This is a genomic window from Pseudoxanthomonas sp. LjRoot143, from assembly GCF_964252945.1.
Lineage (GTDB): Bacteria > Pseudomonadota > Gammaproteobacteria > Xanthomonadales > Xanthomonadaceae > Pseudoxanthomonas_A.
Window position 1 is genome coordinate 1,784,461 of record NZ_CAXUPM020000001.1, and the last position, 22,823, is coordinate 1,807,283.

At 66.5% G+C, this 22,823-nt stretch carries 36 protein-coding genes; 2 read left to right on the forward strand and 34 right to left on the reverse strand.

Annotated features, from left to right (window positions below; all coding sequences use genetic code 11):
• Positions 1-2: 2 nt before the first annotated feature.
• Genes ACSQ1W_RS08290 through ACSQ1W_RS08365 form a run of 16 tightly spaced genes read right to left on the reverse strand, consistent with a single transcriptional unit; the run spans position 3 to position 7,462 of the window.
• Positions 3-1,094 carry a hypothetical protein gene (locus ACSQ1W_RS08290; protein WP_436042793.1) on the reverse strand — a complete coding sequence of 364 codons (1,092 nt, stop codon included), beginning with the start codon at positions 1,092-1,094 and terminating at the stop codon, positions 3-5.
• Positions 1,094-1,660, reverse strand: coding sequence for a hypothetical protein (locus ACSQ1W_RS08295; RefSeq protein ID WP_436042794.1), 567 nt, complete (start codon positions 1,658-1,660; stop codon positions 1,094-1,096). The genes ACSQ1W_RS08290 and ACSQ1W_RS08295 overlap by 1 nt, the downstream gene beginning before the upstream one ends.
• On the reverse strand, positions 1,657-1,917 hold the full coding sequence (locus ACSQ1W_RS08300) for a hypothetical protein (protein WP_436042795.1): 261 nt from the start codon (positions 1,915-1,917) through the stop codon (positions 1,657-1,659). The genes ACSQ1W_RS08295 and ACSQ1W_RS08300 overlap by 4 nt, the downstream gene beginning before the upstream one ends.
• A 3-nt stretch (positions 1,918-1,920) precedes the next feature.
• Positions 1,921-2,160, reverse strand: coding sequence for a hypothetical protein (locus ACSQ1W_RS08305; protein WP_436042796.1), 240 nt, complete (start codon positions 2,158-2,160; stop codon positions 1,921-1,923).
• On the reverse strand, positions 2,157-3,143 hold the full coding sequence (locus tag ACSQ1W_RS08310) for a tyrosine-type recombinase/integrase (protein ID WP_436042798.1): 987 nt from the start codon (positions 3,141-3,143) through the stop codon (positions 2,157-2,159). The genes ACSQ1W_RS08305 and ACSQ1W_RS08310 overlap by 4 nt, the downstream gene beginning before the upstream one ends.
• Positions 3,144-3,147: 4 nt before the next feature.
• Positions 3,148-4,092, reverse strand: coding sequence for a recombination-associated protein RdgC (locus tag ACSQ1W_RS08315; RefSeq protein ID WP_436042800.1), 945 nt, complete (start codon positions 4,090-4,092; stop codon positions 3,148-3,150).
• Positions 4,093-4,095: 3 nt separating this feature from the next.
• Positions 4,096-4,317, reverse strand: coding sequence for a hypothetical protein (locus ACSQ1W_RS08320; protein WP_436042802.1), 222 nt, complete (start codon positions 4,315-4,317; stop codon positions 4,096-4,098).
• Positions 4,314-4,562, reverse strand: a complete 249-nt coding sequence (locus ACSQ1W_RS08325) for a hypothetical protein (RefSeq protein WP_436042803.1) — start codon at positions 4,560-4,562, stop codon at positions 4,314-4,316. The genes ACSQ1W_RS08320 and ACSQ1W_RS08325 overlap by 4 nt, the downstream gene beginning before the upstream one ends.
• A gap of 2 nt (positions 4,563-4,564) precedes the next feature.
• Positions 4,565-4,834 (reverse strand): hypothetical protein, encoded by a 270-nt coding sequence (locus ACSQ1W_RS08330; RefSeq protein ID WP_436042805.1) that lies wholly within the window; start codon positions 4,832-4,834, stop codon positions 4,565-4,567.
• Position 4,835: 1 nt separating this feature from the next.
• Complete coding sequence (locus tag ACSQ1W_RS08335) at positions 4,836-5,066, reverse strand: hypothetical protein (RefSeq protein ID WP_436042807.1); 231 nt, start codon at positions 5,064-5,066, stop codon at positions 4,836-4,838.
• Positions 5,066-5,668, reverse strand: a complete 603-nt coding sequence (locus ACSQ1W_RS08340; protein ID WP_436042808.1) for a hypothetical protein — start codon at positions 5,666-5,668, stop codon at positions 5,066-5,068. Before ACSQ1W_RS08340 ends, ACSQ1W_RS08335 begins: the two co-directional genes overlap by 1 nt.
• A gap of 10 nt (positions 5,669-5,678) precedes the next feature.
• Positions 5,679-5,927, reverse strand: a complete 249-nt coding sequence (locus ACSQ1W_RS08345) for a hypothetical protein (RefSeq protein ID WP_436042810.1) — start codon at positions 5,925-5,927, stop codon at positions 5,679-5,681.
• Positions 5,928-5,944: 17 nt separating this feature from the next.
• Positions 5,945-6,172, reverse strand: coding sequence for a hypothetical protein (locus ACSQ1W_RS08350; protein ID WP_436042812.1), 228 nt, complete (start codon positions 6,170-6,172; stop codon positions 5,945-5,947).
• A complete protein-coding gene (locus tag ACSQ1W_RS08355) occupies positions 6,169-6,456 on the reverse strand; it encodes a hypothetical protein (RefSeq protein WP_436042814.1) in 288 nt (95 codons plus the stop codon). Before ACSQ1W_RS08355 ends, ACSQ1W_RS08350 begins: the two co-directional genes overlap by 4 nt.
• Entirely contained in the window at positions 6,453-7,250 is a 798-nt protein-coding gene (locus tag ACSQ1W_RS08360) for a recombinase family protein (RefSeq protein ID WP_436042816.1), read from the reverse strand. The genes ACSQ1W_RS08355 and ACSQ1W_RS08360 overlap by 4 nt, the downstream gene beginning before the upstream one ends.
• Positions 7,250-7,462 carry a helix-turn-helix transcriptional regulator gene (locus ACSQ1W_RS08365; protein WP_436042818.1) on the reverse strand — a complete coding sequence of 71 codons (213 nt, stop codon included), beginning with the start codon at positions 7,460-7,462 and terminating at the stop codon, positions 7,250-7,252. Before ACSQ1W_RS08365 ends, ACSQ1W_RS08360 begins: the two co-directional genes overlap by 1 nt.
• Positions 7,463-7,567: 105 nt before the next feature.
• On the opposite strand from ACSQ1W_RS08365, the gene ACSQ1W_RS08370 reads away from it, so the two are divergent.
• Together ACSQ1W_RS08370 and ACSQ1W_RS08375 are read left to right on the forward strand one after the other, a co-directional pair.
• Positions 7,568-7,936 (forward strand): helix-turn-helix domain-containing protein, encoded by a 369-nt coding sequence (locus tag ACSQ1W_RS08370; RefSeq protein WP_436042820.1) that lies wholly within the window; start codon positions 7,568-7,570, stop codon positions 7,934-7,936.
• A gap of 48 nt (positions 7,937-7,984) precedes the next feature.
• Positions 7,985-8,389, forward strand: coding sequence for a hypothetical protein (locus tag ACSQ1W_RS08375; RefSeq protein WP_436042822.1), 405 nt, complete (start codon positions 7,985-7,987; stop codon positions 8,387-8,389).
• Here ACSQ1W_RS08375 and ACSQ1W_RS08380 read toward each other — a convergent pair.
• The 18 genes from ACSQ1W_RS08380 to ACSQ1W_RS08465 all read right to left on the reverse strand — a co-directional run bounded on the left by ACSQ1W_RS08380 (position 8,386) and on the right by ACSQ1W_RS08465 (position 22,819).
• Entirely contained in the window at positions 8,386-8,592 is a 207-nt protein-coding gene (locus ACSQ1W_RS08380; protein WP_436042824.1) for a hypothetical protein, read from the reverse strand. The two genes, ACSQ1W_RS08375 and ACSQ1W_RS08380, sit on opposite strands and share 4 nt — an antisense overlap.
• Entirely contained in the window at positions 8,585-9,004 is a 420-nt protein-coding gene (locus ACSQ1W_RS08385; protein WP_436042826.1) for a hypothetical protein, read from the reverse strand. The genes ACSQ1W_RS08380 and ACSQ1W_RS08385 overlap by 8 nt, the downstream gene beginning before the upstream one ends.
• Positions 9,004-9,381 carry a hypothetical protein gene (locus tag ACSQ1W_RS08390; RefSeq protein ID WP_436042828.1) on the reverse strand — a complete coding sequence of 126 codons (378 nt, stop codon included), beginning with the start codon at positions 9,379-9,381 and terminating at the stop codon, positions 9,004-9,006. Before ACSQ1W_RS08390 ends, ACSQ1W_RS08385 begins: the two co-directional genes overlap by 1 nt.
• Complete coding sequence (locus ACSQ1W_RS08395; RefSeq protein WP_436042830.1) at positions 9,378-9,824, reverse strand: hypothetical protein; 447 nt, start codon at positions 9,822-9,824, stop codon at positions 9,378-9,380. The genes ACSQ1W_RS08390 and ACSQ1W_RS08395 overlap by 4 nt, the downstream gene beginning before the upstream one ends.
• On the reverse strand, positions 9,821-10,375 hold the full coding sequence (locus ACSQ1W_RS08400) for a hypothetical protein (RefSeq protein ID WP_436042831.1): 555 nt from the start codon (positions 10,373-10,375) through the stop codon (positions 9,821-9,823). Before ACSQ1W_RS08400 ends, ACSQ1W_RS08395 begins: the two co-directional genes overlap by 4 nt.
• Before the next feature lie 58 nt (positions 10,376-10,433).
• Complete coding sequence (locus ACSQ1W_RS08405) at positions 10,434-10,856, reverse strand: hypothetical protein (protein ID WP_436042833.1); 423 nt, start codon at positions 10,854-10,856, stop codon at positions 10,434-10,436.
• A complete protein-coding gene (locus tag ACSQ1W_RS08410; RefSeq protein ID WP_436042835.1) occupies positions 10,853-11,491 on the reverse strand; it encodes a hypothetical protein in 639 nt (212 codons plus the stop codon). Before ACSQ1W_RS08410 ends, ACSQ1W_RS08405 begins: the two co-directional genes overlap by 4 nt.
• On the reverse strand, positions 11,488-13,974 hold the full coding sequence (locus ACSQ1W_RS08415; protein ID WP_436042837.1) for a host specificity factor TipJ family phage tail protein: 2,487 nt from the start codon (positions 13,972-13,974) through the stop codon (positions 11,488-11,490). The genes ACSQ1W_RS08410 and ACSQ1W_RS08415 overlap by 4 nt, the downstream gene beginning before the upstream one ends.
• Positions 13,967-14,359 carry a C40 family peptidase gene (locus ACSQ1W_RS08420; protein ID WP_436042839.1) on the reverse strand — a complete coding sequence of 131 codons (393 nt, stop codon included), beginning with the start codon at positions 14,357-14,359 and terminating at the stop codon, positions 13,967-13,969. The genes ACSQ1W_RS08415 and ACSQ1W_RS08420 overlap by 8 nt, the downstream gene beginning before the upstream one ends.
• Positions 14,356-14,835: a DUF1833 family protein gene (locus ACSQ1W_RS08425; protein ID WP_436042841.1), complete on the reverse strand. Its 480-nt coding sequence runs from the start codon at positions 14,833-14,835 to the stop codon at positions 14,356-14,358. The genes ACSQ1W_RS08420 and ACSQ1W_RS08425 overlap by 4 nt, the downstream gene beginning before the upstream one ends.
• Positions 14,836-15,075: 240 nt before the next feature.
• Positions 15,076-15,849 (reverse strand): hypothetical protein, encoded by a 774-nt coding sequence (locus tag ACSQ1W_RS08430; RefSeq protein WP_436042842.1) that lies wholly within the window; start codon positions 15,847-15,849, stop codon positions 15,076-15,078.
• Positions 15,850-15,858: 9 nt separating this feature from the next.
• Positions 15,859-17,928 carry a hypothetical protein gene (locus ACSQ1W_RS08435; protein WP_436042844.1) on the reverse strand — a complete coding sequence of 690 codons (2,070 nt, stop codon included), beginning with the start codon at positions 17,926-17,928 and terminating at the stop codon, positions 15,859-15,861.
• Positions 17,925-18,329, reverse strand: a complete 405-nt coding sequence (locus ACSQ1W_RS08440) for a hypothetical protein (protein WP_436042846.1) — start codon at positions 18,327-18,329, stop codon at positions 17,925-17,927. The genes ACSQ1W_RS08435 and ACSQ1W_RS08440 overlap by 4 nt, the downstream gene beginning before the upstream one ends.
• The gene (locus ACSQ1W_RS08445; RefSeq protein WP_436042848.1) at positions 18,322-20,709 is read right to left on the reverse strand and encodes a phage tail length tape measure family protein; all 2,388 of its coding nucleotides are present in this window, start codon (positions 20,707-20,709) and stop codon (positions 18,322-18,324) included. The genes ACSQ1W_RS08440 and ACSQ1W_RS08445 overlap by 8 nt, the downstream gene beginning before the upstream one ends.
• Positions 20,693-21,061, reverse strand: a complete 369-nt coding sequence (locus ACSQ1W_RS08450) for a hypothetical protein (RefSeq protein WP_436042849.1) — start codon at positions 21,059-21,061, stop codon at positions 20,693-20,695. Before ACSQ1W_RS08450 ends, ACSQ1W_RS08445 begins: the two co-directional genes overlap by 17 nt.
• Positions 21,062-21,099: 38 nt before the next feature.
• Positions 21,100-21,516: a hypothetical protein gene (locus ACSQ1W_RS08455; RefSeq protein WP_436042851.1), complete on the reverse strand. Its 417-nt coding sequence runs from the start codon at positions 21,514-21,516 to the stop codon at positions 21,100-21,102.
• 25 nt (positions 21,517-21,541) lie between these two features.
• Positions 21,542-22,537: a phage tail tube protein gene (locus ACSQ1W_RS08460; protein WP_436042852.1), complete on the reverse strand. Its 996-nt coding sequence runs from the start codon at positions 22,535-22,537 to the stop codon at positions 21,542-21,544.
• Between the two features lie 6 nt (positions 22,538-22,543).
• Complete coding sequence (locus ACSQ1W_RS08465; protein WP_436042854.1) at positions 22,544-22,819, reverse strand: hypothetical protein; 276 nt, start codon at positions 22,817-22,819, stop codon at positions 22,544-22,546.
• Between the last annotated feature and the right edge of the window lie 4 nt (positions 22,820-22,823).

The following is a 22,823-nucleotide window of genomic DNA, read 5'->3' on the forward strand; positions in this document are numbered from 1 at the left end:
GCTTACAGCCTCACCGGCATCAGCACGTGGGCGACCTGGTCGCGTTCGGTGCCGCCGGGCTGGAACAGCATGGCCGCACCCTTGACCCCTGGACGCAGGTGGACGGTGTCGGTGGTGATGCCCTGCAGCAGCGACAGCATCAGCCGCAGGTCGAACCCCTCGCGGAAGCTGCCGCGCGTCGACTTGACCAGGTCCGTCAGGTCTTCGTGGCTTTCGCCGCTGGTGTTGGTCATCAGGAAACGGCCTTCCTGCAGTTCCAACGCCACGTTTGCCATCACCACCTGCTTGTCGCCGACCCGCAGCGCAAAGGGCATGAAGCGCCGCAGTGCGGCGACCAGCCCGGCCCGGTCGATGACCACTTCCGGGTGCTTGTCGTTGGGCAGCGGCAGCAGCGGTTCCGGATCGGGCAGGCGCCCCACGTGCTGCAGCCGCACCACCACCGTCAGATGCCCGTTGTCGATGCGCAGGCTGCCCGCCTGGTTGTCCTGCACGTTGGCGATGTGCAGCGTTGCGCCGGTGGCCAGCACGTCCAGCACGCGCCTCAGCTGGTTGTCCGGAATGGAAATGGTGGGGCCGTCGTACGGGAAGGCGACGCGGCCCAGCAGCTTGCCGTCCGTGGCCCACACCCGGCCGCGCTCGATGTGCGCCGCCTTTGCCATCGGGCGGACATCGCCATCGTCCGGCGCGTATTCCACCTGGCGCAACGCGGCGGCCAGCGCGACCGGGTCGATGTCGACGGGCTGGAACACCATGTCTTCCTGCGCCGGAAACTCCGTCACGTCGTCGCGGTACGGCACTTTGTAGTGGCTGCGCCCGCGGCTGACCTTGCCCTCGTGGTCCAGGCGGACTTCACCGCCGGCACTGGCCGCTGCGTACAGCATGGGCGATGACAGCAGGGCTTCGCCCGCTTCATCCACGCGCGCCGGGATGCGGTCGCGCATGTAGGTGTTCAGGTCGGTGGACTCGATGGTGATGCCGTCGCGGTCGGTACGGATCAGCACGTGGGACAGCACGTCCAGTGTTGTTTTGCCGGTCACGGCCACGCCCTGCTTCAGGATCGTGGAAAGGTCGGCGGCTTGTACGGTGGCGCGCATCAGGCGTTCTCCAAGGTCTTTGCAGCGGCCTTGTCGGGCTCGCGCTGCGCTTGTTGTTCGGTGTGGTAGGCGGCAAGCGTCTTGCGCACCCATGAAATGGGGCGGGTGGTGGCCTTTGGGTTGGGCTCCGAAGACTCGGGCAGCGGCGTGTCGTTGAGGTCCGCAAACACAGACAGGGGACCATCGCCGCATCCTTGGCCGTCGCAGGTTTCACACTCGACGCTGCCGCCGCCATCGCAGACTTTGCAATCGCCTGCCACGTTGCAGTGGGGACAGACCACCTCACCTTCCCCCTTGCATGGGGTGCAGGTAACGGTTCCTTCGCCCTCGCATTCGTGACAGGTGTTGTTTCCATACCCGATCAAGCGAAGACGGCCGCTGTCGAACACGCCTCCCGTCAGCGTGAAGTCCTCAATGTGAAGCCCTCGGACGATGGCCGCCTCGATCACCGCACGGGGCGCGTGCCCGTTGCGGCTCCGCTCCACAAGTTCCATGGCATCCGCCAGTTCCCAGTCGCCCGCCTTCGCGCGGGCCAGCGCATCGCGCTGCAGCTGCGTCATGCTCATGGCCGCGCCCTCAGATGGGTGACGTTGGACAGCGGCAGCGGCGCCTGCAGCAGCGCGTGCGGGACGGGGTGGCCGTTGGCGCGGCACCACTCCACCAGCGCCGTGTCGAACTCGGCGTGCTTGCCGGTGGTGCTGCAGGCGCACTCCACCAGGTGGCCGCCGCCGGCCTCGGCACGGCGCACGTCGTGCATGTGGCGGGCGCGGTGGCCGTTGCGGCAGTTCGGCAGCGGTTCGGTGTGGCTGATCATTCTTTGCATGGATCACCCCCTGTACTCATGGGCGGGAACATCGGGCATGCCCTGCTCCCAGATACCCAGCAGTCGCTTGATTTCCTGCACGCTGAAATCGCGCTGCACTGTGCTGATGTAGCTGGCCCTACCTTCAGTGAAGACCAGAAGCGTGAAGCCGACACGTTCACCGGCCGCGCGCTCGATATCCTTGTCCAGGCGCTTTGCGATGTCCTGCAGCCCCTCGCTAAGGCGGATGGTTGCGGGCCTCATGCGATCGCTCCCAGCGGCGCCAACTCGCGCACCGCGTTGCGCTGCACCTCGGCCGCATGTGTGCCGTACACGTTGACGGTGGTGGACTTGTGGCGGTGCCTGGCCTGCGCACTGCCGACATCCAGCCCCAGCTTTTCCACGATGTCGCCGATGCGGCGGTGCCGGAACAGATGCGGGTGCAGGCGCGGCAGGCCGGCGGCGGCTCCGCGGGCCCGCACCATGGTGTAGACGCTCTGGCGAGCGATGCGCACGCCGTTCTGGTTGACGAACATGGCCCGTTCGCCCGGCTTGGCCAGCTTGCCGCGCACGCGCAGCCACGCGCGGATGGCTTCGACCGTCTGCGGTTCCAGCCCCACCACGTCGGCGTCGGTATCCGCCCCACCCTTCGGCCGCACGTGCACGCGGCGAGCGATCAGGTCCACCCAGTGCAGGCGCGGGTGCGTGTCGTCCTCCACGTCGATGCAGGCCACCTCGCTGGCGCGCAGCGCGGCGTCCAGCATCAGCAGGCACATGGCGCGGTCGCGCAGGTCCAGCGGCGCCTGCGTGCCGATCGCGGCCACGACGCGCTTCAGCGGTTCCAGTTCCGGCGCCACCACGGCGCGCGGGCGGAAGGTGATGCGCACGTCGGTGGTCGGGTCGCGCAGCGCGTAGCCCTCGCCGATGGCCCACTGGAACAGGCTGTGCAGGGTCATATGCTTACGGTGGGCAGTGCGGCGTGACCACCCGCGTTCCTGCATGCCGGCGTCAATCCACCGATTGACCAGGCGTTCGTCCACCTGCCCGCCCAGCGCCACGCCCATACGCAGGGCGAACACCACGAAGTGCCGCAGGTCGCTGCCGTAAGCCAGCAGCGTGTTGCGCGCGGCACCACGCACGCGCAGACGTTCCAGGAACAGGTCGACCATCGGCGTCAGGTGCAGCGACGACGGCGTGGTGGGCGGCGTGGGGCTGCTGCTGCGGCCCCGGAAGGCGATGACGTTCATGGCGTCAGCCCTCCGCCTTCGACAACTTCAGCGCCGGTTCCAGCACGTCGAACAGCCGGCCCAGTTCGCCCGCCATCAGCGCGAAGCGCGCGTCCAGTTCGGCGCGCAGGTCGTCGTGTTCGGTGTTTTCCAGCCGGTCGACGGCGCCGTCGAGGAACTTCAGCTTGCGCACCACCAGGTCTTCGCCCAGGACGAAGCTGACGCAGTCGTCCATGGTCAGCGCCAGCTTGGCGCACTGCATGCCCGTCGCCAGGTGGGCCGTGACTTCGTCGGAACGCAGGTCGGTGTCCTGGCACTTGATGACGGAGCCGCCCTCCATCGCCGTGCGCAGTTCCGCGTCTTCACCCATCCACAGGCCATCGGGTAACGGTTCGCCCGCCAGCCAGCCGGTCATCACGGCGCGCGGCGCCACTTCGGCGTTCAGCGGCAGCGCCGGGAAGCTGCCCAGCGCCCGGCGGATCTCCGACACCGCGCCCTCGCCCACCTTGCGGGACGCCGTATCCACCGCCACCACGCCGCGGCGCATGTCGATGCACACGTCGACGCGTGACGGCTTCACGAACGCCTTGGGCAGAAGTTCGTGCAGCAGGTCATCCTTGATGCGCTTGCGCGTCTTGCCGCCAGGCTTCCGCCCTTCCTTGGCCTCGATCTCGGCCAGCTTTTTCTGCAGCGCTTCATTGACCACGGCGCCGGGCAGGATTTTGTCTTCGCCGCCCACCGACAGCCAGATGGCATCGCCTACGCGGTGCACCAACTCATCGCTATCCCTTCCGAACGGCGACACGAAGCCGCGCGAGGAGAGTTCCAGCGGGCCGACAGGCTTAAGGGCGCACTCAGCGAAACGCGCCGTGTAGTCATCGTGGTGGAGTTCGCTAAACCAGTGATCGAGGTCAAGCGACCCTGACGCCGGCGTGGGAAAACGGAACATCACCAGGTTGCGGAAGAACATGGGTCAGCCCTCCCCGCTCGCGTCGGCGCTGCTCACGGCGTCGACAATCACGAATCCTGACTTCCCTTCCAGCCAGACACGTCCCTGCTCGATGTCGACGTCACGCACGATGTAAACGCGCCCGTCGTGCTGCTCGTTGATGATCGGGTGGTAGTGGACCTGCGCCCCGACCTTGATGAAACCGGCCATGCGCCGTCGGTGGATCTCTCTGTCCAGCGCGCTCATGCCTTAATCTCCGACAGCCGCTGCGCACGCAGCGCATCGGTGGCCGCCCAGCCCGCGCGGCGCGCGGCGTAGCGATCGCCGCCGGTGGCGGACCAGGCGCGGTCGACGGCCGCCAGCGCGGGGCCTGACGGCACGCCGCAGCGGTGCGCGTCGCGCCGCATGTTGACGCGCACCATCAAGCGATGGCTGACCTTCGGAAACTGCGGGGGTTGCGGCGTCGCGCCGCCTGTGATGCACTGGTGCACGGTCAATCTCCTAGACGGGTTTGGTCATCCGAAGCCCTCGGCGTTCCAGCGCTGGGGGCTTCCTTGTTTGCGGGCCGTGCCCGCGCTGCCGCGACCAGCTTTTCCAGCGAACCGCGGCGATACAGGCGCGTGCCCATGGGCGTGGACTGCATGACGGCGGGCACGCGCAGCGCGCCGTCATCGGAAACGAATTCCAGGGCGGGCGACTTGCCCTTCGGCACCGGGTCGAACCCGATGTAGCGGCAGCACCCTTCGAACTTCCGGGCTTCCATGTCACGCATGGGCGCGGTCCTCGGCCTCTTCCTGATTCAGGACGTTGGCCGCCCGCTGCGCGATCTCTTCGCTGGGGAACTGGCGCGGGTAGTTGCCCGGCGTCAGCGCCACCTGCGGCTTACCGACCGGCTTGCCCTCGCCGTCGACCTGGTCGAAGCGGATCAGGCGCCACCAGCCGTGGCGGTCCGGGTCGGAGCCGGGGAACCACTGCTGCCACTGGTTGGCGGCCATCAGCCCACCACCTTCAGCGACGGCTTGGCGCCAGGCAGCTTGCCCATGGCGTCGGTGATCATGGCGGCGGCGGTCAGATGCGCGCCCATGCTTTCGTGCAACTCGGCCAGGGCCTTGGCGAAGTGGTGCTGGTCCTCCGCCCCGATGGCATTGTTGTCGGCCAGCATGGGCGCGATGGCCTGCACGGCATCAGCAGCGCGGCGCATCAGTTCGGCGGGCGCGCCCACCTGCCCCACCACGTCGTGCGGCATGGGCGGCTTGCGCGCGAGGATCAGCCCGTCACGGCCCAGCAGTTCGGCCAGCACGTGGTCGCGGTACGGATCGGGCAGCGCATTGATCAGCGATTCTTCGATGTCCACGCACATGCGGATCTCGCCCGACAGGATGCGGCGCACCGTCTGCGTGTTCAGGCGCGTGGCCCGTTCGTGGTTGTCGGCGGTGGTGGCCACGTGGAATTCCACGTCGCGGTCTTCCACCGCCACGGTGTCGTGGTAGTGCAGGACCACTTCGGCCGCATAGGCGTTCCACTGCGTGCGGCTTTCCAGCACGGCGGCATTGACCAGCGTGGCGATGACTTGGGAACGGGTGGCGCGCTTGCCCATGGCGATGGCCTCAGATCACCGGCGCCGGCATGTCGCAGCCGGGCGTAGCGCCGTTGTCCAGCGTGATGACGGGGGCGTCGACGGCGTCCAGGCGCTGGTCGTCGAACCAGTGGCCCTCGGCTTTCTTCGTCGGGTCTTCGCCCTTCGGCTGCAGCAGCGTCTGATTGCAGCCCGTCAGGTATTCGCAGTGACCGATGGCGGTACCCGTGAAGCCGGTGATGCGGTCGGTGTAGGTGGCGCCCAGAGTGATGTTTCGCACGTGCTTCTCCAATGCGCCTATGCGCGCAGGTTGACTTCGGAAAGGACCGCACCCTGCGCCTGCTGGAAGATGCCCAGCAGCGCGTCCTGACGGCGGTTGATCAGATCGTCCATGCGGCCGTAGATCACGGCGGGCGTGGCGGAATTGGTGACGACTTCTCGGGCCTCGCGCAGCACGGTGATTTCGTGCTGCAGGCGGGCGACTTCGCGCGCTTCGTCAAGCGTCAGCGGGGTGTCCAGGCTCATGCGTGTACCTGATGGGCTAGGCGCCGGTCGGCGCGTTCGATACGGGCCACTTCACGACGGCACGCGTCGAAGATCCCCGCGAACTCCGCACCCAGCGGCGACCGGGTGAAGTGGATGGAAACGTCGGCCGCCTCGCGCATCAGGCGCGATGCCAGCTGGCGGCGCAGCGAAAGCGCGTAAGACTTTTGGCAGCACGACAGCGTGGTGTTCTTCAGCGCGGCGGTGCCCTGGTAAACCCAGCCCGGGCGGGTCGGATTGGGGTGGCGGCTGGGGCGCGTGGTCATGCCTGCTCGCCCCCCGAAACTGCAGCTTCGTGAACCACCGGCATGGGCGGGATATGTTTCAACCCGCCATGCGAATTGATCACCCGAGACACCGACGTTTTCTGCCAGCGCTTGCCGCCATTAGGTGCGCGTATGCCGCGCCTGAACAGTTCGTCGGCGATGGCGTCCAGGCTCATCTGCGCCGGGCCGTCGTGCGGTCCGCGCAGATCCATGATCAGTTCGCGGTGCGGCCAGGTGGCCGGGTCGCGGAAAAGCGATTGCCCCACTACGCGGCCGGCGTCATCGCTCCACGTGCCGCCCATGGCCACGCATCCATACGGCGTGGTGCCGTACACCCTGCCCCGCTCGCGCAGCGACTGCTGCGTGGCGCGCGTGCGCTCGCGGACCAGGTCGCGTTCGTATTCGGCCGCCCCCATCAGGATGGTCAGGACGAACTTGCCCACCGCCGTGGTGGTGTCCACCTTTTCGCTGATGGACTGCAGCGCCACGCCGGTGCGGTCCAGTTCGTCGCGCACGAAGTTCAACCCGTGCTGCGCGTTGCGGAACAGCCTGTCCAGGCGATACACCACCACCACGTCCCCCTCACCGGCGCGCAGGCGGCGCAGCAGTTCGCGGCCGCCAGGGCGCTTGTGCAGCGCGGTGCCGGCGCTGATGCCCCGGTCTTCCACCACGTCGACCAGCGTGTGCCCGAACAGGCCACACCACTGGCGGATCATGTCGGGCTGCAGGGCCAGGCTGTGCCCCTGCCCCGCCTGCTCTTCGGTGGACACGCGGATGTAGCCCAGGGCGCGCATCAGGCGACCCTCGCGGAGGCATACACGTCTTCCAGCGGAATCTTGAGGCGCTTGGCCACATCCATGGCGACGGCCGGTTCAGGTAGCGCTTGGCCCTGCTCCCACTTGCATACGGTGGCCTTCGTCACGCCGACTGCACGGCCAAGCGCTTCCTGCGTCAATTTGTGACGAGCGCGGCCCTTTCGGATCGGGTGGGTGTCAGTCTGGGACACGGAGAGAGTATCCATTTGCGATATGGCGAGAGTATCGCAACAGGAAATTCCGCTTGTCAACCCCTAGGAAACGACAAAAGTTTCCTGAGTCGCCAGACTCTACAGATGTCGAGTTTCGGTGAGCGCCTGAAGCGGGTCCGGGAAGCCAAGGGCTGGTCCCAGGAGCGTGTCGGCTTTGAATTGGAAGTAACGAAGGCCACCGTGTCGAAGTGGGAAACCGGCCGCGCCGAACCCAGCCTGGACAACCTGGCCAAGATTCACCGTCTATTCCATGGTGTGGGTGCGACGCTGGATCACCTCGTCGTGGGCGCCGACGAAGAGGCGGAGGGGCTAAGGGTCGGTGACCAGCAAGGCATCTATGCCTTGCCTCACGTCCGCGCCGAGTCGGAGGACGAGGCCAGTCTTTTGATCAGGTTCCGTGAGTTGAAATCACGGCAACGGAAGGGGCTTCTTGATCTTCTTGGCTGCGCGTGATGCGCCGGCTATAGTCGCCGGCACACTTCATGGAAAGGGGGAAAGTGCATGCGTAGTATCGTGATGGGCTTGCTGGCTGGCGCTCTCTTGGCAGGTTGTGCGACCGGGGGCGCGAACAGGGCAGCCCTGCAGGCTGAGTTCAATTCCACCATTCCGACGTGCGATTCAAAGGAAGCGTGTGACGCCATGTGGGAGGCGGCGCAGCTTTGGATTGCCAAGAACTCGCGCCTGAAGATCCAGACGGCGACCAACGTGCTGATCGAAACCTATGGCGGCGGCCAGAACTCTGCAGTTCTCGCCATGCGTGCCACAAAGGAACCCGCTGGCGGCGGTAAATCTCGGATCGTGTTCGACGGCGGGTGCAACAACATGTTCGGTTGCGTCCCCAACGTCTTCGAGGCCGGCGTTCGATTCAACAAGGCGGTCGCGGCGACCAGTCAAGCGTCGCCCTAACGCACCTGCCCCGCCGCTTCCATCTTCCGGATGCAGCGCCGCTCACCGCGCCAGCGGATGCGGTCGGTAGTGGCCACGCCCATCACGCGGTTGCCCCACAGCTTCCACGCCAGCAGCACCGCGTCGGTGATGGGCTGACCGGGCGCCGGGTCGGTGGGCTCGGGCGGGAACTCGCCGGACGGTTCGTCCAGGCAGTCAGTCACCCGCGGCGGCGTTGGCTTCGTCGATAGCCGGCTGGATGCTTGGCATCCCACCAGCAGGCATGCGGCAATCACCAGCGACAGCAACGCCGGCCAGTGCGGTTTCCCGTGCATACGTGTTCCTCTGCGTCTGCGCAGCGCTGCGCGTGGTGTCGGCCCGGGTGTCGGCGGCGATCGCGCGGGCCTGCGCCTCGGCCTGCGTGGCGCGTTTCTGTTCGGCCTCGATGGCGAGGCGGGCGGCATGTTCCATCTGCGCGCGGCACTCCGCCTTCGCGGCGCCGGCCTTGCGCCATTGCCAGGCGTTGACGCCGACCGACACGGCCAGCGCCGCCCACGACAGCAGCAGCACCAGCAGCAGGCCGGCGATCCACTGGCCCGCCGCGCCCCAGGCCGCGACCCGATCGCGCAGCGCCATCAGCGCTTCAGCCGGGCGTTGCGGTGCGCGATCGCCAGGCGTTCGGACCACCACAGCGACAGCCGTAGCGGAACGGTCTGCACGGTGATGGCCAGGCTGCGCGCCTGATCTGAAATGCCGAAGGCCTTGTCGTACTGCGCCAGCGCGATCATGGCGATGCCCACGCGCAGCAGCACCGACCACCAGCCCGGCACGTGGGGCTGCACCAGCGGCGCCATGCCGGTGGCGAATGCGCCCACCATGGCGAGCAACAGACCGACCTGTGCCGCGGCCTTCCGCACGCACGTGGGCCGGTCAGCGACCAGCAGGAAGGTGCCGCACACCCAGAAGATGACGAAGCACACCAGCGCGTTGACGGTCAGCAGTATCCAGATCATGGGGTGTCCTCATTCCGAGATTTCCCCCTGGTGAAAACCGCCACCCAGGCATTCAGCCCCGCCTGGAAGGTCCGTTCGAAGTAGTCGGCCGCCTTGATGCGCACCACCTGCATCAGGAACGCCGCCAGTCCCGCCACCGCCTCCACCGGGATGGCGGTCACGCCATACGGCGCCAGCTGCGGGATGTGCGTCAGCGCCACGGCGATCCATCCCCCGATGAAGGCATCGGCCGCGATCCCCAGCAGCCGCAGCGGCACCGCCTCCACGTCCTGCCCCTTGCGCTTCAGATAGCTGAAGCCAGACCCCAGCATCGCCGCCGTCAGCGCCGCCACCGGGATGCCCAACACCGGGTACCGGCTGAAGGCATCGATGCCCGGCCACAGCGGCACGGTGACGGCCAGCGCCAGCGTCAGCAGGGCGTCGGGGATGGCGTGGTGGTTCATGCGTAGTGCGCCTGTGCGGCTGCGACCGCCATGCGATGGTTCAGCGGCCACTTGCCGGCATGCGGCTTGCCGGGGCGCCAGGTGCGGAACCGGTACAGATCCCACGCGCCCTTCGTGTCGGTCAGGGCCGGCAGGCGCTTGGGGTCGGTGAACAGCAGCAGACGCGCCACGCAGCACGCCAGCAGGTCGTCGGTTTCCAGCGCAAGCCAGATGGCCCGGGGTTCGAATGCGACACCGCGCGCCACGCATATCTGCGCCAGCCAGTATCGGCTGGCCGGGTGCAGGTACACGCCCCACACGCCACCCTTCGACGCCTTCGTCCCCAGTTCGAACTGCCACAGCCCGCGCGCGGGGCCCTTCACGTTGGGGCGCTTGGCGTCGATGACCTGCCAGCGGTGTTCCAGCGCTGATTCCTGCAGGGCGATGGCCAGCAGCATCACGATGGCTTCGATGCTGGTCATGGCGGCCGGCAGCAGTTTCAACGCCGGCAGGATCACGCGCTTGACGGCGATGTCCTGTCGGATCGGCAGCGGGAGTTGCGGCGCGGTCATGTCAGCCATTGCACGTGCCCCCACGCGGCAGGTCTACCGCGCGGGTTAACGCTTCTTTCTACAACAGGCTTCCCGCATCCGCGGTGCCAGAGACCACAGCCGCCGACAAGCTCACAGCAATGCTGACGCTGGCCAACAGCGACGCGGACCATGCAATAAGCGGAAGCTCCTCGCCTTCCGCACGTGGCGTCAACGGTTCGCCCATCACCGCCAGCAGGCATTCACGGACTATCACGCCATCACCCAGGCGATCTACGACGTCCATAGGCGCCGAGTGCTTCAGTTCGGTGGCGATCGGCCGGCCGCGCGCATCACTGAGGGTATTTCCCGCCGAATCGATGGCTCGCGCCTGCGCATGGTAGGCCACGCCGGAAGCCACGCGCTTGCGCTCGCAGCGCACAGCGACCAGTTGCTGGCTTGCCAGTTGCACCACGGTTTCGTCGGTGGACAGGGTGATATCGCCGCGTTTGATGTACGTCATGGTTCGAGAGTCTCGAAGGGGGAAGTGCCTGTGCCGCCACCGCCGCCGCCAATGCCGCCACCGCCGCCCACGCCTCCGCCACCCACCGTGTCGAAGGTCACGCGAATCCCGGTGATGAAGATACGGCCGTAGTCAGCCATGGAATCGACGCTGCTGTCGGTGGTGCCCAGCGTCCGCGTTCCGCCCTGGAAGCGAGGGTCGTCGTAGTAGAGATACACCACGCGCGACGAACCGGCGGCACCCATGACCGTGGCGCTGCTAGCACCGTAGTTGACCTGTTGGTCGCCCACCTGCAGAACGCCGGCGGTGACATTGATGGTGGCTTCGGTTTCGGTGGCCGTGAAGGTCACTTCCGTTCCCTCCACCCATCGCGACGACACGTTGCCCACGGTGACCGGCGGGAAGTTCAACGGCCCTTCGTTGGTGATGCCCTCCACCACGAAGTCCATGGGCGCCCATTCCGACGCCATGCCGTAGGCGCTGATAGCGCGGGCGAACCCCTCATAGCTGACGCCACGCGTCAATCCGGCGAGGCGCACATGCTCACTCGCCGCATCAACGCGGCGGGTCGACCAAGCGCCGTCACTGCCCGCGGGACGCCAGCGGAGTTCGTAGAAGGCGGCGGGCGTGCTCAAGCGCTTGCCCTCACCGCCTCGAAGGCCTGCCGCCATGGCGGCAGGCGCGAATAACCGCTGCCACCTCGGATGCCGACCACGCCTTCGGGCGACGTGGTCCCGGCGTCGCCCGGGTCCGACACCAGTCCGTTCGTGATGACCACGGTGATGCGCGGGGGTGCCGGGGGCTCGCGATAACTCAGGCCGGTGGCCTCACTCAGGATCGCTTCGGGCGGATTGTCCACGTAGTCGTACAGCGCCGGCGCGTGATCCACAAGGCGGATCACAGCGGACAGGCTGTCGCCCGGCGTGATGCCGGTGACCAGCAGATCACGCGCCTGCCGCGTGGCAGACCCCACGATGGCAACATCGCCATACGCCAGGCCTGCCGGTAGGCCGTCCGGACACACGAACGTATCGGTGACCGGCGCATGCGGCACGCAGGCGCGTGAATGCATCGCGCCATCCGACGTGCGGAACTGCAGGTAGTAGCTGCCGGCGGGCAGTTCCTTGCTGGTTTCGTCCAGCCTCACCCGGTTTTCCGCGGCATCGATCGCGACGATGCGGCCCCAACCCTCGCCCCACTCCACCACGTCATCCATCACGGTGACCAGGTCGCCGCGGGTGTGCCGGATCATTTCGATGTCGGTTTCCATCTGGTAGATCGCGGGCCGATAACGCGCCTGCCCCAGCTGCTGTCTGCCTGCGCGCCACGCGGCCTGCGCGCCACGCGCCGCCTTCAGGTCGAGCTGTTCGAAGCGCGTGGCCTCGGGCAGCGCGGACGGGTTGCCGCGCGCGTCGAGTCCGCGATAGCTGTAGCCATCGTCCAAGACAATGATCTCGTCGGTGATGTAGCCCGCATCGGGATTGACGAACTTAACCCGCAGGCCGTGGGCCATCTCGAAGAACGTGCGCTGGCCGCTGAACTTAACGTAATTGGCAGGCGTGAACATCCCCACCGGGATGGCATCAGGATCGTCGAACACCACGCTGATCTTGCCATCGCGGAACGCCCGTGCGCCCATGCCAGCGGCCAGCACGTCGCCCACCAGGTCCAGCAGCGTGGCGGAGGCATCCACCACGCTGCTGCATTCCAGTTCGCGTGCTTCGCAGTAATCCGCGAATGCGATGATGGCGGGCAGGTCCACCATGTCCGCGCTGGCGCGGATGGCCACCGCAGGGCAGTGGCGCACCAGCCAATGCATGACCCATGCGGGGTTGCGGCTGTATTCCTCCACCCACGCGGTGCCGTTCCACACCGGGATGCGCTGCCGCACCACGCAATTGAGCGTCTGCACCGTGCCGTTCAACTGGTCGGTGGCCTTGATGCGCAGCGCCAGTTTGGTGGTTCCGGTGGTGCTGGGGTTGGTCTTCTTCAGCGTGCGCAGTGCGCCCACGGTGGCATCGCCGGTGCGCTGGCCTTCCAGCGCGCCATCCCACAGGGTGGTGCCGCGGCTGATGCGGACTTCGTACTGGCCCTTCGGCACCGGCCACCACACCGCCACAGTGAAGGGGTTGCGGTTGCTGGTCTTGACGTTGCCTGCGTTCCAGTTCTGCCGGCGGCCTGCGGTGATGGGAGACGTCAGCCACGTGCCGCTGCCCATCGCACGGTATTCGAACGTGATGGGCGCGGTGGCCTGTTTGATCTTGCCCTTCTTGTCGGCCCCGTAGAGCCCCTGGAAGTCGATCACCACGCCGATTTCGTCAGCCTGCGGCTGCGTGGTGCGGGTGATCACGTCGCCGTCGTTGAGGGTGGCGCCCACCGGGTCTTCGTAGATGTCGTCGGTGTACAGGGTGGGCGTGCGGGTGACCTCGTACTCCACGCCCTCGTAACTGTCGATGGGCGTCTCGCCAATGCGGATGTCGCTGACATCGATATCCCCATGCCCCAGGTCCAGCATCATGCGCAGGTACTTATCGGCGCCCGCCTCTTCCGTATACGGGAATGCGGCATGCGTGGGGAAGAATCGCATTTCGCCGATCACCAGTGGCACCACGCCGTAGGGGTTGGCGTTGTTCTGCGTGCCCGTCAGGGCGAACTGGCGTTCCGGCGCGCCCTGCGACGACTCCATCTTCGGCTTGGGGGGCGGCACCAGCGCATTCAACGCCATGGTGCCCAGCATGGTCAGACCCGATGCGATCATGGCCGACGTGACGCCTGCGGCGGCCAGCCCCGGCATCGCCGCAAGGATAAGCGGCGCCACGTACCACGCCACCACGATGATCACCACCATCAGCACGGCGCGCAGGATCTTGTTGCCGCCGCCGCCCGCCGGCATGACGGTGCAATGGATCTGCGTGCCGGGCTTGGGCTTCAGCCGCCCCCACCAGGCGCGCGGTACTTCAATGCCATTGACATCGACCCGCAGCGTGGCGGGCAGCGGCGCGCCGTCCATGGCTTCGTCCAGGATCTGGCGTAGCGTGCGGCCCGCCCTGACCTGTGCGATCGCGGGGCGCTGGCAGAACGGATGCGGACGGGCGATCAGGGTGGCGGCGTTACTCACGGGAATAGAACCCCTCGATACGGCGTGCCCACATGGGCGACGACAGACGTTCAACGCACGACGTTTCCCCCTCTGGCGCGTGCAGAAACCGGTCCGGCGCCACCACCAGGCCGACATGCCAGGGGCGGCCTACGATGTTGAACACCACCACATCCCCCACGGTTGGCGTGTCGCGGCGCACCCATCCGGTCATGGCGCCTTGGCGTATGGCCGCCGTCACGCCCGCGTGATCGCGGTGGCTGGGGTAGTCGCCCCCGTAGTCCGGCAGCGTGATGCCACGTTCCGCCTGCAGTACATGGCGCACCAATCCCCAGCAGTCGAATGCCGGACCGCGGCCGTGGTCGGCGAAGGGCAAGCCGAGGTAAGGGGCCGGATTGATGGTCACCGGAACAGCCCCGGCGAATTACTGGGCGTGTACTGCTGGCCAGGGACCGCCTGCATCCAGATGTCTTCCTGATAGGCCAGCGCGCCATTCAGGACCATCTGGTCCCAGGACGCCTCGCCCATCTGGAATTCCACCGGGCCGTATTCCACCACCTCCGGCTGCGAAGCCAGCACCAGCATGAAGGTCACGCGCGGCCGCCCGGTGATGGCCGATATGCGCTTCAGCACTTCGCGATCCACGTTGTCCACGCGTACGGCGGCGCGAGGCATCTGGCCATCGGTGTCTTCCGGCAGCACGAATTCGAACGGGTAAGGCAGGTACGTGCCGTCACTGCGTACAACCGGCGCACTGTCGGTGCAGATGCGGATGGGTGCCTCCAGCGATTCGTGGTCCAGGATGGCCAGCGCCACGAATACCTCCCCGGTTTCCCGAGCAAGCGCGGCACGGACGGCGGCGGTTGATAGGGTGCGGGGCATATCATTCCACCTTCACTGCATTACTGCGAATGGCCTGCATGAGGCCCATTACGACGCCCTTGTACAGGCTGCTGTCGCCGCTGGTGGTCAGGCCTGTGGTCATATCGAGATGCCGACAGCAGCCGCACGGGGCGGAGCGGGGGTGCCGGTCGTTGGATTGCCCTCGGTGAACTTGTTGTCGCTGGTGGCGCCTTCGCCATCGATGCGGTGCATGGATTTCTCCCGGTTCGATAGCGTGTGTTAGATGGAGATGCCGCGCTTGGCCAAGTAAGCCTTCGCGTGGTCATAGACTGCCTGCAACTCTGCCAGCGCCAATGCACGGCTGTAGACTGCCGCAAATGCAATGTCGGAGGCGCCGGTACCGAGGCCACTGTTGTTGCCATAGCCGATCCTGAACGGTCCAGCACCAATGTCGGGAATAGTGTTCGGCGCTGACGCGGTGACCGTAGCCGAAGTTCCGTTGGAGAGGTTTCGTACCACGGACTGATTGGTGCTGTCCGTGTGTATCCCCGCGACGCATCGCCACGTATTGATAGCCTGGTTACTCAACGAAGCAATAAGGGTGGTCTGGCCATTGTGGGCGCTTGTGCCGTCGAACTGATTCTGATTGAAGCTGATCCCTACGTTGTTGTCGCCCAAGGTGCCGGCCTGCGTCCACAACGACGCTCCAAACGTGCTGCCGGTCAGCGGCGCCTTACGCGCCGACGAGTTGTTCGACATCACCTGGGCACTGACTTCAGCGGTGAGCCGGAAAGCTGCGACCAGTGTCAGATCGGCGCTCTGAAGTGCCTGCGTCTGAATGAAGCCAAGCGGGTTGAGTGTTGCGTAGCCACCAGCAAACACAGGATCGCCGACGACGGCGCCCGGAGCTTTGCCGGGTGCGAGATTCCTTGCCGACGTCGTAGCATCCACCCCGAGATAGTTCCAATACTCAAGACCGTCAGGAACCGGTGGAACAAAGCCAACCGGATTGGCTTCGAAGCTGACGCCGTTGGCGCGAAGGATGACGCCCATGTTCTCTCCTTAACCGGCCAAGACCGGAATCTGAAACGCCACGCACCAGTTGTGCAGGGGATAGGGTTTACCGACCAGGGCCGGAATGTTCGCCGCCGGGTACTGTCCGGTGCCCTCCTCGTAGACGTAGCTGGCGTCAGCGACGGTGGGATCGCTGTCGCGCAGGCAGCCGTGACCGTTGTTGGCATCCTTACCTGCGTAACGGACCTGCACCGTGCCGTCCGTGTCTTCCGCCAGGGCGATCTTCACCACGCTGTCGGCGATGATGGCGATGGACGAGATGGTCACATTACCGTTGACGTCGAGGACCTCGAAGCCCTTGAACGGAAAATCCGTGGCTGTGGTTTGCACGTAGGGAAGATCAAACGTCAACGGGGCTACGGGGACATGGAAGCTGATCAGGATCTCGCGGCTGCGCTTGATCGCCGAGATCGGCGACAGCGGCTTCCAGTCCTGACCCAGCGCCACGACGCGATGCCACACCTTGCCGAACTGCGCACCGATCCAGCGATAGCCATTGGCGTCCATATGGCCGCCCTTGTCGGTATAGGGGTACACCGGGCACGCCAGCACCCAGTTACGTCGCTCCTGCGACAGCTCCCACTGTGCCATGCCAATGCTCAGCCCATCGGCGTCGCGCGTGTACGCCGCGCCCGTTTGATAGGTGACGAAAAGCGGTGGCGCGGACTGGCCGGCGATGGCATTGACCACGTCGGCCTCGATGTCGTCGTACAGGTCGCTCAGGTTTGCTTTGTAGGCCGCCTTACTGGTCGCGCCACCAAAGTCGGTCACGTAGTTGTATTCGCCCTGCAGGAAGGCAACGCCGACCACCCCATAGGACTTGCCCTGGCCAGATGCCAACAGGCTCACCTTGCTGGACGCTTCGGTCATGCGCAGATATAGCTCGGGCGCGGCACCTTTCCCGAGCTGCTCGATGGTCTTGCCCGATACACCGCACGACGTTCCGACGAAGGTGTGAGCGGTGTCGTTTACCACCATCAGCCGTAGGTTGTGCTGGTGCTTGGCGAAATTGACCATCTCAACCAGCGGATCTTCGCCCAGGTTCTGCGCGCCAGGCGCCAACGCCGCCACGGCCGCATCCGACATGACGGCACCCGCGCCGTCCTGCACCGCGGCCACCAGCGGCTGCAGCACATCGACCCCACCGACGGACGTCCACCCCGCGCTGCTCCCAGACAGCGGCCGGCTGCAGTTGCCCAGCATCAGATTGCCGTGACGACCCACCTTGCTGAGCGCCGGCCAGCCTTCCTGGCCCGTGCTGAGGCTTTGGCCGTACATGATGAAGTGGTTGTAGTCCCACACTGGCCGCGCCACCTCGGTGTTGAACTCGGCCAGGGCATTGCGCACCGACGAATGTGCTACCGCGTTCAGCGCGTTGATCTCCGCCTGCGAGAACTCGCCGGCGCCTGGCGTGGTGCCCACGGAAGGCAGCAATGCTTCGCCCGTCTTGGTGATCGCGAAGCCGATGAAGCCGGATTTGTCCGCGACCGCCAGGGCGAAGTCCTCGGTCACACCGATGAATTCATTGCCGAACTGCACGCCAGCATCTGACAGCTCCACGGATTCATTGCTGATGCTTTTGGCCGTGACTTTGAAGCCCGCATAACCGTCGTCGTCGGCGACCGCGAATATCACTGCGGCACTATCCCTGATGCGCTGGTTCAACTCCTGGGACACCAGCGACACCCGGTCCGCCGAGAGCTCCCAGCTTCCGCTTCCGCTGGCGCCCGTCTTGCGGTACGTGCCGTTGTTCGCGGCCGTCGCGTCATTGGTCACCAACGCCAGCGTGCCGGCCACATGCGCCAGATCGGCATTCATGAGGGCCCTTGTCTCAAAGCCGAGCATGCCGGCCGACTGACCCAATTCAAGCGTACTGATCCGCTCGACCAGCGCCGTAGGCGCCCGCGGGTTGCCCGATTCGTCCAGGGTGGCGATGCCATGCGGCCCGCCGACGCGGAAGCCGCGCGTGGCGCCCAGTTGCGCGCCAACCACGTGATCGCCTGAACCCGGCGTGGTGATCGGCACATCGGCGACGGGGATGATATTCGGATCGCTCACGTACTCAGTCCTTCAATGTCCAGCAGGTACGTGCCCTGCAGGGTGGTCATCAGTTCCAGGTCGATGGTGGCCGTCCAGTACATTCCACTTCGGCGCGGCGCGTAACGCGGGCGACGGGTGAATCGGTAGACGGCCACGTTCTCTTCGCCATCGGGCCGCCTGAAATCCATCCACTGGAACGGCAGCACGTCCGACAGCGTGATGGCCACGAAGTCGTCCAGCGTCTGCACCTGCGCCTGCGTCAGCACCAGCTGGAACGTCACGTCCACCGGCCGCGCGGTGGTGGCGCGGCGCACCTTGGGCACGCCCGCGCGCATCTCGGTGCGGATCTGGTTGTCCTGCGGCGTGTAGGTGCAGCCATCGACCTGCGGCCGCGGCAGCGATGACGGCCAGTTATCCATAGCGCGTTCCCTGCGACAGGCCCGACATCATGGATTTGTGCGTGGGGCTTCCCTTCTGTGCCAAGCCCTGATTGACCTTGTTGACCGCCATGTCCACCAGCAGCTTGCCTTCCTTCCAGGTGAAGGCTGGCTCGCTGACTTCCGCGCCGGCATGGTTGTTGGTCACGTTGAACTGGATGGAAGGCATGCTGGCGCCGCCCGCACCACCGGCTGCAGCGTATTGCGCAGGGATGACGTCGCCGCCTGCGCCCGCCACCAGGAAACGGCGGCCGTTCTGCTCAACCAGTTCCGGCTTGCCGTGTTCGGCGATTTCGTACAGCTTGCCGCGTTGCATCTTGCCGCCAGTGGCCATGCCGCCACCGAAGAACGATCCGAAGAATGACGCCACCGTGCCCCAGAAACCGGCGCCTTCACCACTCGCAGTTCCGCCACCCTGGCCGCTGCTCTGGAAATACTCCATCACCTTGCTGGCGATCAGCTCCGCCGCCAGCGCCAGCAGCATCTGCTTCCAGCGCTCCTGGATGCGATCGGCATTGCCGCTGAAGGCGTCGTACAGGTCGTTGCCCAGCACGTCCTGCGTGCGGCTGCTGAAGTCGGACAAGACATCGTCGGTGGTGCGGAAGGTCTGCGCGGCGCGCTTGGCGGCGTCTTCTGCCGCGTCGCGCGCGGCGGTGGCGTCGGCGGCGGCGCGGTCGTAGACGGTCTGGTCGATGGTGCCGGCGTCCAGCAGTTCGCGATAGCGCGCCAGTTGCGCGTTCAGCACTTCCTGCGGGGTGCGCATCTCTTCGGTCAGGCGCTTGCCTTCGTCGGCCAGTTCGTTGGCGCGCTCCTGCGCGTCGATCTGTTCGGCGGCCAGGCGCAACTGTTCGGCCAGCTGCGGGTTCAGCGCGTCCAGGCCATCCTGTTTGATCTGATAGTTGACCCGGGCCAACTCGCTGGTCTGGCCGTTCAGCGCGATTTCCTGCTGCAGGCGTTCCAGCATGCGGTCGTATTCCGCATTCAGTTGCTTTGTGGCTTTCTCCGCTTCGGTCAACTGTGCGGCGCGGGGTTTCTTTCCGTCGCCGCCGCCGGTTGGTGCCCGTCCACCACCGCCATCCGATGGCCGAAGCATCGACGCAGGAATATCCCCCTGGTCGGAAAAGTTCACACGGGTCCGCGACGGGTCGCCGAAGATCCGTTCGTTGAACTCGATCTGGGCCTGCAGCGCGGCCTGCCTGTTGCGCAGTTCCTTGTCGGTACCGCCGCCGATACCCTCGAACCCCACCAGGCGCGCCGGCAAACGGGTCACGATGCTGGCGCGCTGCGTCAGCCAGTCGCCCGTCAGACGGCCTTCCTTCATGGCGGCGTCGGCGGACTGTCGACGGGCAAGCTCGCGCTCTACCATGGCCAATTCGGCACGCTGGTTGCCCAGGTTCTCGCCACCCATCAACTTGCTGAAGCCGCCGCCCTGAATGGTCAGCAGGCGCTGGGCCGCGCCGAATGCATTGTCCAACCAGCCCACCAGCGACGCCAGGCCAGCAACCAGCCCCAGCGCACCTTCGGTCATGTTGGCGAAGCCGGAGCGCACGTCGCCCGAATTCAAGGTGGTGATCAGTCCCTCGACGCTGGACCGCACGCCCTCCAATCCTTCCCCGCCCGTATCGCCTGTCAGCAGATCCGCCAGCGTGTTCTTCAGCGCAATCATCGAGCCGCCGAAGGTATCGCGGGCCGCTTGCGCAGCCCCGCCATAGCTGTCGGTCAGGATGTCCAGGATGATCTGCTGGGCCTCGGCGGTCCTGCCGGCCTCGTCCAGTTCCTTGATGGCCTTGCGCACGCTGTCGGTAAACGCGGCACCGAAGCCCTGCTGCGCCAGCGCCGCAGCCGCCTTCTGCGGCGATTCAAGCGCCCGACCGATGGTCTCGGCGGACTGCTCCACACCCATCCCCAGGCGAGCCGCCTGGTCGATGGCAACCTGCAGCGCCTCGGGGAAGTTCTTGCTGGCAATGCCGCTGTAGGACAGCAAGCGGGTTTCGGCCTTGACGATCTCGCCGGCACTGAACGTCGACGCGGCGGCGATGGCCTCCGACATGTCGACCAGCTGGTCGCGCGTGTACGTGGCGCCCTGCCCCGTCGATCGCAGCACCGCTTCCAGTTGCGCCATTTCCTGTTCAGCGGCGACGGTGTTGCGAATGATCAGGCCGATGCCAGCGACAGCGGTGGCGCCGGCATACTTGATGGCGGTGCCGATCTTTGCGCCGAACTCTTCCCACTCTTCGCCGGAGTCTTCCACGGCGACCGTGGTCGCCTTGACCTCTTCGCGCAGGCTCTTCAGCGAGGCGCGCACCTCGCCGTCGCCGCCGACATCGAACTGGACCTGGAAGCGGCTAGTGCGCTGACTCACGCTGCGCGCGCTCCCGCTCGGCCACGTCGACGCGCGCCGCCACGAAGGCCCGTTCGATCACCAGCAGATCGTCCAGCAGCTGCGGCAGGTCCGCGCGCGCCACACCGATGCGCGGCAGCGAGGCACGGATGATCGTCAGGCAGTCGCCCATGCGCAGGCCCGTGGGCAGGCCGCTGGGCGCGTAGCTCCACTGTCCGCGACAGCGCAGATAGGTCAACGCCGCCGGCACTGCATCGGGCAGCAGGCGCGGCTGCGGACAGTCGCCGCAGATCACCTTGCAATCCTTGCAGTAGCTGGATGTGAACCACTCGTCGTATTTCCTCTCGAAGTCCCACAGCCGCTGGTCTTCCACGCCTGGACCCGCGCCGGCAATCCACCGGGCCCAGGCTTCTAGTTTTTTGCCACCCCTTCACGGCTGGCGCGGAACAGCGCTTCGCGCGCCGCCTGGAAGAACCACTGGTAATCCATGCAGGCCGCCAGGCGTTCAGCACTGAACGCCTGCGGCTCGCCCGCGTCGTCGACCACGTCGCGCCAGTCGTCGATGCGGTCGGCCAGTTCCTGCAGGTCGCTGGCCTCCACCTGCGTGACCGCGTCGAATACGCGCTGCAGGTCTTCCGTCGTGCGGATCTTCTCCGCGGTGGCCACCAGCTCGCTGGCCGTGCGCACCATGGCGCTGCGCTCGCGCTCGCGCAGTTCCTTGCGCGTCAGCAGGCGCATGCGCAGATGGATCTGCGTGCCCTCGCTACCCTCGCCGATGGGAAGCACCACCGGCACCCACACTTTTCCGATATCCGCCAGTCGAAACACCGCCGCCGCTCCTGTGGTTGTTGCGTCAGATCACCGCGCGGGGGCTTTTCAGCACCCAGGTGACGGCCAGTTCCGCGCCGGTCTCGCGGTAGGCCTGGAAAGTGAAGTTCTGCTTCAACCCGCGCGGGCCGCTGATGGGCGCGGCGGGCGCTTCGATCACCGACACCGGGATGGTCAGTTCCAGCTGTTCGTTGCCGGCAGTGCCGGCGCCGGTGCCGCGCTTCAGCGTGACCTTCAGCGCCAGATCGGTACCGGCCAGCGCCTTCGTGCGCAGGGCGGGGGTGTCGAACTGCGCCACGCCGTCGCCGCTGACCAGCGCCTTCCCTTCCGGCAGGTCGTGCCGCTGGCCGCCGTCGTTGAGGCAGTACAGGTCCGTGTCCAGGTCGTTGTTCCAGGTCACGTTGAGCGTTTCCACGCACACCTGCGTGGCGCCGCCGTCCAGTTCCAGCGTCACGCCCGACACGCCCCAGCCCGCGTGGCCGTAGTCGGTCGGCGACGCATCGATGGGGTCGGTAGGCTGCGTGGACAGGCTGGCGCCGCGCAGGTTGAACGTGGCCTGCTGGAACGGCGATCCGGTGCTGAACGCGAACGTCGCCGACTCGATGCGCATGTCCATGTCGCGTTCGTAGCGGCCTGGCGTGGCGATGCGGCTGCTGTAGTCGCGCTCGATCAGCAGCGCCGGCGGGAGGGCGTTGGCGCCTCCGGCCACCTGGAAGGTGTGCGTGTACGGCGCAGCTGCACCCACCGTCGTAGGGTTGCCCACCAGGTGCTTCAGCCAGAAGCCGATGCTGGTGCCCAGCGTGACCACGGCGCTGCCGCTGCCATCCACCCGGCCGCGCTCGCCACGCAGGTTGCCGCGCAGGCCGCCGGCCAGCGTGGGGTCGTTTTCCAGCGGCTGGTTGGCGGCGTAGTCGTACGTGCGCACGTACAGGATTTCCGCGTCGGGAGACACGGGCACTTCCTTGAAGGCGGACTGGGTAAGGCCCAGCAGTTTGGTCAGTGCACCGGTGGCCTGTGGCATGGGGGCTTACTCCGCGGAAGGCGTGGAAGAGGCGCCGCCGCCCTCGCCTGCCGCTGCGGCGGCAGCGTCGGCGTCGGCGGGGGCGGCAGCGTTCTGGTCGGCGTCGGCCAGCTGGCAGCCTTTGGCCAGCAGGGCGTCCGCCTGTTCGGGGGTGCAGTCGACGATCTCGCCGCCTTTCCAGTCGCCCAGCTTCACGGCACCGGGGCGCAGCACGATGCGCACGCGCACGGCGGTGGCTGACTCGGCGGCCTGCGATGTTTCACGGGAAGCACGGTTCTTCATGGCG